Here is a 9026-nt window from a genome sequence, read left to right as displayed (position 1 = left end):
CCAGCGTCATGATCTCTTTCGGGATGCTTTTCGTGGCGGGCAGGAAACGGGTGCCAAGGCCGGCTACCGGGAAAATTGCCTTCGTGACTTTGCGACTCATCAATTCGGTCTCCTGATGTCTGCGCCAGTGTGGCTGAGCTTATTCTTCTTTGCCAGCGGTTCGGCAACAATCGTTTAACAAACGGAACGGTTCCGAGAAATTAAAGAACCGATTGTAAACTAACCATGAATTGGGCGACTTTCTGCCCAATATTTATCGAGTTGCAGCGAAATACCGTGCTTCGCGCCGGATTCTATCACGAAGCCGATAGCGCAGCACGGGCGAATCGCCCGGTCTGGACCGGCCCCAAGCGCCACCCCGCTGTTCCCACCACCCACCATCGGTCAGAATCAGCCGATGTGGCAACAGGCTAGGCGTCATCAGCAAAACAACCACGCGCTGTCCCGCAGCCACCGCCTGCGCCGCGCGAGCGCGCAGCGCCCGGCGCTGCCAATGCCATCCGGAAAGGAACAGAGATTCACGTGCAAGCGTTGGGAAATGCAGGAAATCCGGCATGGTAGCATCGCCCCATACCGGCGGATCTGGCGGCTGTGCGGGTGCATCGGTCAGCCCCCGTTCAAGCGTCGACAACACCTTGTTCACCGCAAGCGGGTCCAATCGCCCCGCAACCATAAGGCGCAAAAGCCTGCGTTTCTGCGCCTGATGCAGCCATTCGACGTCGCCGCCATGCCTTGCCGCAAAGATCGCGGTCGAACGCCCTATGGCCGACAGATCATGCGGAACACCCGGCGCCGCGCGGGACGTGCCGGGGGCAAGGCCATGGATCACCTCGGCCTGCGGCACGACCGCCGTCAGCCCTTGCGGAAAGCACGCGGCCAACCGCATGTTCACATCGCTTTCATCCAGATGATACGCAAAGGCCGGATCAAAGCCGCCGATGGCCAGCAATGACGCGCGGCGAAAGGCGCAATTCGTGCCCAGCGTGCTGACCGGATTGCCGTTTTCAGGCCCAAGCAGGCATGGCCCGGAGACCTCGATCGGAAAGGCACGGCCAGACGGGGTGATGCGTTCGGCCTGCACCTGCCAGCCCAGACCGTCGGGACCACGGGTAAAGCCCGCAGCGGCAATCACGCGCGCATCGGCAAAAGATGCGGTCATCTGCGCGGCCCAGTCGGGTTCCGCCAGCGCGTCATCGTCGATGAACAGCACCACGTCGCCCGCCGCCTGAGCGATGCCAAGATTGCGGGCCTGCGAGATATTGGGACGATCGAAAGCCACGCGCTTGACCGGCAGGTCCGGGCAGATGCCGACCGAGCCGGGATCGGCGACCAGCACCACCTCGATCGCGGGATGGGTCTGGGCGGTCAGCGCGCCAAGGCATTGCGCCAACTGGCGCGGACGATGGCGCGAGACGACGATGACCGACGCCCGCACCGCCGACATGGACATCAGGCGATGCCCATGCGCTGCATCATCGATTCCAGCTTGGACACGTCCGCGGGGTTGTTCAGTTCCCAGAACTCGCGCCCGCGCGCCTCGACCTCGACGCACAGGATGCGGCGGCCGCGTTCCAGAAAACGCAGCTGCTCCAAGCCTTCCAGCGCCTCCAGCCGACCTTCGTCCCATGTGGGATATTCGGCCAGCGCCGCCGGGCGATAGGCATAGACGCCGACATGGTGATACACCGGCGTCGGGTCGCTTTGGCCGTAATCATGCGCCGAAAACGGCACGACCTCTTTCGAGAAATACAACGCCCGCCGGTCATGGCCGAACACTGCGGTCGTGCCGCCCACACGTCCCGCCACGCGGTCAGCGATCAGGTCCGAGCGCATGGAGCCCGTGCAGCGCAGCACGGGCGTTGCCACATCGGACCCCGGATCGGCGCGCAGACCCGCCACCAGATCCTCGACGAACCATGCAGGGGTCAGCGGCGCATCGCCCTGCAGGTTGACGACGATTTCCGGGTTCAGGCCCAGATTGGCCACGGCTTCGGCGCAGCGTTCCGTGCCGTTGCGCGCCGTGGTCGAGGTCATGGCGACCTCGGCCCCGAAGCTTTCGGCATGATCGCGGATGCGGTCGTCATCGGTGGCGACGATCACCCGGTCAATCCCTTGCGCCAACCGCGCCGCTTCCCAGCTGCGCCGGATCAGGCTTTGCCCGTTGCCGGTCGCACCGCGAAGTTCGACCAGCGGCTTGCCGGGATAGCGGGTCGAGGCGTGACGCGCGGGAATGACGATGACGACAGACATATTGGATCAGTCCTTGACCAGCAGAACGCCGGGCGCGAATGCGATAAAGAAGGGGTTTTCAAAGCCCGGCTTGCCATAGGCCAGCGGGCTGTGATCGTCGAAACGCACGACTTCGCCGCCCGCGCCGCGCAGGACGGCATCGCCCGCCGCCGTGTCCCATTCCATCGTGCGGCCAAGACGGGGATACAGATCCGCCTCTCCGGTCGCGACAAGGCAGAATTTCAACGACGACCCCGCCGAGGTCATGTCGCGCACGCCGTAGCGGGCGATGTATTCGTCGGTCGCAGCATCGCGATGCGATTTCGATGCAACCACCATCAGGCCGCGATTGTCGGGCATCGAATTGACGCCGATGGGCGTGGTTTCGCCCGGCTGTTCACCGAACGGGCCCTTTTCCTCGACCGAGCCGCCTTCGGCATTGGTATAGAACAGCCGCCCCTTGGCCGGGGCATAGACCACGCCGAAACGCGGCACGCTGTTTTCGACATAGGCGATATTGACGGTGAAATCGCCGCGACGCTGCACGAACTCCTTGGTGCCATCCAGCGGATCGACGATCAGGAAGGTCGAAAGGCTTTGGCCATGCGTGTCCGCCTGTTCTTCGGTCACCTGAGCGATGTCGGGAAACGCCTCGCGCAGACCGGCCGAGATCAGGGCATCCGCCGCCTCATCGGCCTCGGTCACGGGGGATGCGTCGGATTTGGCACGCACGTCGAAATCTTCGGCACCGTAGATCTTCATGATTTCATCGCCCGCTTGCAGGGCCAAACGACGCATCACCGTGATCATTTTAACAAAATCCATGGAATTTCCTTTTTCGTCGCGGCCAGCCGTGCGAGCGGCGGCGATTGAATACGGCACCTGCGTTCCTTATGCTGCCGCAGCACGCGCAGGGCAAGCACCCGTCGCATCAGGGGATGAAGCAGCATATGTTTGCACAGCATCGCAGTCGCAACATGGTTGAAGCCGCCTTCACGACGGCGGCGCTGATCTATCATGTGACAGTGAACAATCTGCGAAAGGGACAGCGCAACGCCATCGTCGGCCTGCTGATGACCGTGGTGCAGTCGATCACCATGATCGCGGGTTTTTACCTGATGTTCTGGGTGATCGGGCTGCGCGCCTCGCCCATCCGGGGCAACTTCATCGTCTATATCATGACGGGCATCTTTATGTTCATGGCCCATACCCAGACCATCGGCGCAGTGGCCGGGGCGGGCAGCCCGACGAACCAGATGATGAAGCACGGGCCGATGAACACCGCCATCATGATCTCGGCGGCGGCACTGGCGGCGCTTTATCGCCAGACGTTTTCCGCCATCGTGGTGCTGTCCGCCTATAATTACCTGGTCGAGCCGATCAATATCGACGAGCCGCTGAAATGCTACGGCATGTTGCTGATGGCATGGTTTTCGGGTGCGGCGATCGGGCTGATATTTCTGGCCTTCAGACCGTGGTGGCCGCAGGGCGCCCAGGTGCTGACCGGGTTTTATCAGCGGATCAACATGGTGTTTTCGGGCAAGATGTTCGTGGCCAACACCATGTCCAGTTCGCTTCTGCACGCATTCGCATGGAACCCCTTGTTCCATATCATCGACCAGACGCGCGGCTTTGCCTTCATCAACTATTCACCGCGCAATTCGTCGCTGAGCTATCCGATCTATTGCATCATCGGCCTTTTGATGATCGGCCTGATGGCCGAATTCGTCAGCCGCAAATCCGTCTCGCTCAGCACGCTGGCCGGGCGCTAGGGCAAGGCACGAAACCCGCTTGGACCGCTGCCCGCCCATGCCTGCCCCGCGCGACGATTCTGCCGCAGGCTCAGCTTGCAGGCGGTTTGCGCCCTTCCTATATAGCCCCATGAGTTCGGGAGGGCCTGCCCTTCCGTCACAATTCCAAGGGATCGGGCTAAGGGGGCCTTCTCAGGACCCAAGGCCCATGAAATCGCCGCAAGAAAGGTTAATGTATGTCTAAAGTCATCGGCATCGACCTCGGGACCACCAATAGCTGCGTCGCCATCATGGACGGCAGCCAGCCCAAGGTCATCGAGAACTCGGAAGGCGCCCGCACGACGCCCTCGATCGTCGGCTTCACCGACAGCGAGCGGCTGGTCGGTCAGCCCGCCAAGCGTCAGGCCGTCACGAACCCCACGAATACCGTTTTCGCCGTCAAGCGTCTGATCGGCCGTCGTATCGGTGACGAAGCCGTCGAAAAAGACCGCAAGCTGGTCCCCTATTCCATCGTCGATGGCGGCAATGGCGATGCGTGGGTCGAAGTCCACGACGAGAAATATTCGCCCGCGCAGGTCAGCGCGATGATCCTTCAGAAGATGAAGGAAACCGCCGAATCCTATCTGGGTGAAACGGTCACGCAGGCCGTCATCACGGTCCCCGCCTATTTCAACGACGCCCAGCGTCAGGCCACCAAGGACGCAGGCAAGATCGCCGGTCTGGAAGTGCTGCGGATCATCAACGAACCGACCGCTGCCGCGCTGGCCTATGGTCTGGACAAGAAAGATTCGAAAACCATCGCGGTCTATGACCTTGGCGGCGGCACCTTCGACATCACCATTCTGGAAATCGACGACGGCCTGTTCGAAGTCAAATCGACGAATGGCGACACCTTCCTGGGTGGCGAAGACTTCGACATGCGCATCGTCAGCTACCTCGCTGACGAGTTCAAGAAAGAGCATGGCGTCGATCTGACCAAGGACAAGATGGCCCTTCAGCGCCTGAAGGAAGCCGCCGAGAAAGCGAAGATCGAGCTTTCGTCTTCGTCGCAGACCGAGATCAACCAGCCGTTCATCTCGATGGACAAGAACACCGGCACACCGCTGCACATGGTCATGAAACTGACCCGTGCCAAGCTGGAAAGCCTTGTGGCCGACCTGATCAAGCGCACCATGAAGCCGGTTCAGGATGCCTTGAAAGACGCAGGCATGTCCAAGGGCGACATCGACGAGATCGTTCTGGTCGGCGGCATGACCCGCATGCCGAAAGTCGTCGAAGCCGTCAGCGAATTCTTCGGCAAGGAACCCCACAAGGGCGTGAACCCTGACGAAGTCGTGGCGCTTGGCGCGGCCATTCAGGCCGGCGTGCTGCAAGGCGACGTCAAGGACGTGGTTCTGCTGGACGTGACGCCCTTGTCGCTGGGCATCGAAACGCTGGGTGGCGTGTTCACCCGCCTGATCGACCGCAACACCACGATCCCGACCAAGAAATCGCAGATCTTCTCGACCGCCGAGGACAACCAGAACGCCGTGACGATCCGCGTGTTCCAGGGCGAGCGTGAGATGGCCGCAGACAACAAACTGCTGGGTCAGTTCAACCTTGAAGACATCCCGCCCGCGCCCCGCGGTATGCCGCAGATCGAAGTGACCTTCGACATCGACGCCAACGGCATCGTCTCGGTTTCGGCCAAGGACAAGGGCACCGGCAAGGAACAGAACATCACGATTCAGGCGTCGGGCGGTCTGTCGGACGACGAGATCAGCCAGATGGTCAAGGACGCCGAGGCGAATGCCGAAGCCGACAAGAAGCGCAAGGAACTGGTCGAAGCCCGCAACCAGGCCGAAAGCCTGCTGCATTCGACCAAGAAATCGCTGGAAGAGCATGGCGACAAGGTGGATGGCTCGACCGTCGAGGTGATCGAACTGGCGATCGGTGCGCTGGAAGATGCGCTGAAGACCGACGACGCTGGCAAGATCAAAGGCGGCATCCAGAACCTGATGGACGCCTCGATGAAGCTGGGCGAAGCCATCTACAAGGCCAGCCAGTCGGGCGATGAAGGCGACGAGCCGCGTTCGCGCGACGAAGACGACGAAGGCATTGTCGACGCCGATTTCGAAGACCTCGGCGAAGACAAGCGCAAGTAAGCGCAGGCAGACCAAACGACCGGCCCGCTGCGCAGAATGCACGGGCCGGTTATTTCTTGAAGGACCCCGGACGCGATCGACATGGCAAAACGCGACTATTACGAGGTGCTGGGCGTAGGCCGGGGCGCCTCGGCTGACGAGATCAAAAAGGCTTATCGCACCAAGGCAAAGGAACTGCATCCCGACCGCAACCGGGATTGCAAAGTGTCCGAAGCTGCGTTCAAGGAAGTGAACGAAGCCTACGATTGCCTTAAGGACGATCAGAAAAAGGCAGCCTATGACCGCTTTGGTCACGGCGCCTTTGACGGCACCGGCGGGTTTGGCGGCGGCTTTGGTCGCGGCGGTCAGCCCAATGGCGATTTCGGTTCGGCCTTTGCCGATGTGTTCGAAGATCTGTTCGGCGACATGATGGGGCGGCGTCAGGGCGGCGGTGGCGGGCGTTCACGCGCCAGCCGTGGCCAAGATCTGCGCTATAACCTGCGCGTGACATTGGAAGAAGCGTTCAGCGGCGCACAAAAGGCGATCACCGTTCCGGGTTCGGTCGCATGCGGCGCGTGCAGCGGTACGGGGGCCGAAGGCTCGGTCGAGCCGGCGACCTGCCCGACCTGTTCCGGCATGGGCAAGGTCCGCGCAAGTCAGGGCTTCTTTACCGTCGAACGCACCTGCCCGACCTGTAACGGTCAGGGTCAGATCATCAAGAATCCCTGCAAGGAATGCCACGGCGCGGGTCGCGTCGAAAAGGAGCGCACGCTGTCGGTGAACATTCCGGCAGGCGTCGAGACCGGCACCCGTATCCGCCTTGCCGGAGAGGGTGAGGCCGGGATGCGCGGCGGTCCTGCGGGCGATCTGTATATTTTCATCGAGGTTCAGGAACACGGCATCTTCCTGCGTGACGGCAAGATGCTGGCCTGTCAGGTTCCGGTCAGCATGGCGACCGCGGCCCTTGGCGGCGAGATCGAGGTTCCGACCATCGACGGCGGCCGTTCGCGCGTCAAAATCCCGCCGGGCACGCAATCGGGCAAGCAGCTGCGCCTGCGCGGCAAGGGTATGCCGCCTTTGCGCCACGGCCCCGGCATGAACGGCGAATCGGGCGACATGCTGATCGAACTTTCTGTCGAGACGCCGGTGAACCTGACCGCGCGGCAAAAGGAAATCCTGCGGGAATTCGACAATATCAACGCCGATAACAGCCCGCAGACCCAAGGCTTCTTCCAGAAGATCAAAGGTTTCTGGGACGAGATGAAAGGCTGATTAACCGGGCGTTAACCGCCCGCGTGCCAGCCTTCGGTCATGGACCCGAATCGCTCATTCCGCGAAGCACCGCTTCCCCTGTTCACCCCCGCCACGCTGGCGGGGGATGAAGCGCAGACCGCGCCGCTGCAACAAGGTGCGCGGCTGCCCAGCTATATCTCGGACCACCGTGCGCGGCTGCGCGACCGCTTCATGCAGGGCGGAGCGGATGCGATGCCGGATTACGAAATGCTGGAACTGATCCTGTTCCGCGCCATCCCCCGGCAGGACGTGAAACCCCTGGCGCGGCGGCTGATCGATACCTTTGGCGACTTCAACCGCGTGTTGTCCGCCCCCGTCCCTCGTCTAAGCGAAGTGACCGGCGTTGGCCCCGCCGTCGTGCAGGAACTGAAGATCGTCGAGGCGGCGGCAACGCGGCTGGCGCGGTCCCGCGTCATGCACCGCCCGGTGCTGACCAGCTGGGATGCGCTGCTGGATTACTGCCACACCGCCATGGCGCATCGCGAAATCGAACAGTTCCGCGTGCTGTATCTGGACCGCAAGAACGTGCTGATCGCGGATGAGGAGCAGGCCAAAGGCACCGTCGATCACGTCCCGGTCTATCCCCGCGAAATCATGCGCCGTGCGCTGGAGTTGACGGCAAGCGCGCTGATCCTTGTGCACAACCACCCCTCGGGTGATCCCACGCCGTCGCAAGCCGACATCACCATGACAAACCGTATCCTTGCGGCGGGTGAGGTGATGGGGATCACCGTCCACGACCATCTGATCATCGGCAAATCGCGCGAACTCAGCTTCCGGGCCGAAGGTCTGTTGTAGGTTTTTGCGGCAGGCGCGGCCAAGTCGCAGTTCCCGCATCACTTTCATGTCGGCATCGCGGGCAGACGGGGACAGATGGGGCAGACGCCAAAATCCCACACCTTGGGCGGGTTGCATCGCATACCTCTCCGGCCCAAGCTGGACTGACAGGAAATTGATCGCTACAAATCCTGCGAGGGAGGGGGAAGTGCAAGGCTGTCACGGCCCGCTCCGTCATATGCCCGCCAGGGTGCATAATATGGAGAGGAGAATCCGTGTCCCACGCAGATGACCACGCAGGAGACCACGGCGCTACTCGGAGGGACTTCCTCTATTTCGCGACTGCCGGTGCCGGCACGATCGCGGCTGGCGCCGCAGCCTGGACCCTTGTCAACCAGATGAATCCCTCGGCGGATGTGCAGGCGCTTGCCTCGATTCAGGTCGATGTCAGCGGGGTGCAGACCGGCACCCAGCTGACGGTGAAGTGGCTGGGCAAGCCCGTGTTCATCCGCCGCCGGACCGAGGATGAGATCCAGAAGGGCCGGGACGTCGAGCTGAACCAGCTGATCGACCAGAATGCCGAAAACCAGAACAAGCCGGGCGAACCCGCGCTGGACCAGAACCGCACGCTGGACGAGGCGGGCGAATGGCTGGTGATGCTGGGCGTCTGCACCCATCTGGGCTGCGTGCCCATCGGTGACGGCGCGGGCGATTTCGGCGGCTGGTTCTGCCCCTGCCACGGGTCGCATTACGATACGGCGGGCCGCATCCGCAAAGGTCCGGCGCCGCAGAACCTGCATATCCCCGTTGCCGCATTCGTCAACGACACCACCATCCAGCTGGGCTGAGGAGC

8 protein-coding genes and 1 pseudogene are annotated in these 9026 nt (G+C 62.2%); 5 read left to right on the top strand and 4 right to left on the bottom strand.

The window, feature by feature from the left end; all coding sequences use genetic code 11:
• The 4 genes and pseudogenes from FN835_RS21660 to cysQ form a co-directional block, all read right to left on the bottom strand.
• Positions 1-100, bottom strand: a pseudogene (locus FN835_RS21660) (UTP--glucose-1-phosphate uridylyltransferase); the annotation flags it as partial.
• A 153-nt stretch (positions 101-253) separates the two neighbouring features.
• Positions 254-1450: a glycosyltransferase family 2 protein gene (locus FN835_RS17710; protein WP_142664572.1), complete on the bottom strand. Its 1197-nt coding sequence runs from the start codon at positions 1448-1450 to the stop codon at positions 254-256.
• Entirely contained in the window at positions 1450-2250 is an 801-nt protein-coding gene (locus tag FN835_RS17705; protein WP_142664571.1) for a 3-deoxy-manno-octulosonate cytidylyltransferase, read from the bottom strand. Before FN835_RS17705 ends, FN835_RS17710 begins: the two co-directional genes overlap by 1 nt.
• Before the next feature lie 6 nt (positions 2251-2256).
• The gene (gene cysQ, locus FN835_RS17700; protein WP_142664570.1) at positions 2257-3054 is read right to left on the bottom strand and encodes a 3'(2'),5'-bisphosphate nucleotidase CysQ; all 798 of its coding nucleotides are present in this window, start codon (positions 3052-3054) and stop codon (positions 2257-2259) included.
• 152 nt (positions 3055-3206) lie between these two features.
• On the opposite strand from cysQ, the gene FN835_RS17695 reads away from it, so the two are divergent.
• The 5 genes from FN835_RS17695 (at position 3207) to petA (ending at position 9021) form a co-directional block, all read left to right on the top strand.
• Complete coding sequence (locus tag FN835_RS17695) at positions 3207-4001, top strand: ABC transporter permease (RefSeq protein WP_246098791.1); 795 nt, start codon at positions 3207-3209, stop codon at positions 3999-4001.
• A gap of 215 nt (positions 4002-4216) precedes the next feature.
• Positions 4217-6124, top strand: a complete 1908-nt coding sequence (dnaK, locus tag FN835_RS17690) for a molecular chaperone DnaK (RefSeq protein ID WP_142664568.1) — start codon at positions 4217-4219, stop codon at positions 6122-6124.
• A gap of 81 nt (positions 6125-6205) precedes the next feature.
• Positions 6206-7375, top strand: coding sequence for a molecular chaperone DnaJ (dnaJ, locus tag FN835_RS17685; protein ID WP_142664567.1), 1170 nt, complete (start codon positions 6206-6208; stop codon positions 7373-7375).
• Positions 7376-7414: 39 nt separating this feature from the next.
• Entirely contained in the window at positions 7415-8194 is a 780-nt protein-coding gene (gene radC / locus FN835_RS17680) for a RadC family protein (protein ID WP_142664566.1), read from the top strand.
• A gap of 254 nt (positions 8195-8448) precedes the next feature.
• Positions 8449-9021, top strand: coding sequence for a ubiquinol-cytochrome c reductase iron-sulfur subunit (gene petA, locus FN835_RS17675; RefSeq protein ID WP_142664565.1), 573 nt, complete (start codon positions 8449-8451; stop codon positions 9019-9021).
• Positions 9022-9026 lie beyond the last annotated feature (5 nt).

This window comes from Paracoccus laeviglucosivorans (assembly GCF_900182695.1).
Lineage (GTDB): Bacteria > Pseudomonadota > Alphaproteobacteria > Rhodobacterales > Rhodobacteraceae > Paracoccus > Paracoccus laeviglucosivorans.
This window is presented reverse-complemented; position numbering and strand designations above follow the sequence as displayed.

Bases quoted from the DNA above. Each gene is read 5' to 3' on its own strand.
- FN835_RS17710 (WP_142664572.1), bottom strand. From the start codon at position 1,450: ATGTCCATGTCGGCGGTGCGGGCGTCGGTCATCGTCGTCTCGCGCCAT.
- FN835_RS17705 (WP_142664571.1), bottom strand. From the start codon at position 2,250: ATGTCTGTCGTCATCGTCATTCCCGCGCGTCACGCCTCGACCCGCTAT.
- cysQ (WP_142664570.1), bottom strand. From the start codon at position 3,054: ATGGATTTTGTTAAAATGATCACGGTGATGCGTCGTTTGGCCCTGCAA.
- FN835_RS17695 (WP_246098791.1), top strand. From the start codon at position 3,207: ATGGTTGAAGCCGCCTTCACGACGGCGGCGCTGATCTATCATGTGACA.
- dnaK (WP_142664568.1), top strand. From the start codon at position 4,217: ATGTCTAAAGTCATCGGCATCGACCTCGGGACCACCAATAGCTGCGTC.
- dnaJ (WP_142664567.1), top strand. From the start codon at position 6,206: ATGGCAAAACGCGACTATTACGAGGTGCTGGGCGTAGGCCGGGGCGCC.
- radC (WP_142664566.1), top strand. From the start codon at position 7,415: ATGGACCCGAATCGCTCATTCCGCGAAGCACCGCTTCCCCTGTTCACC.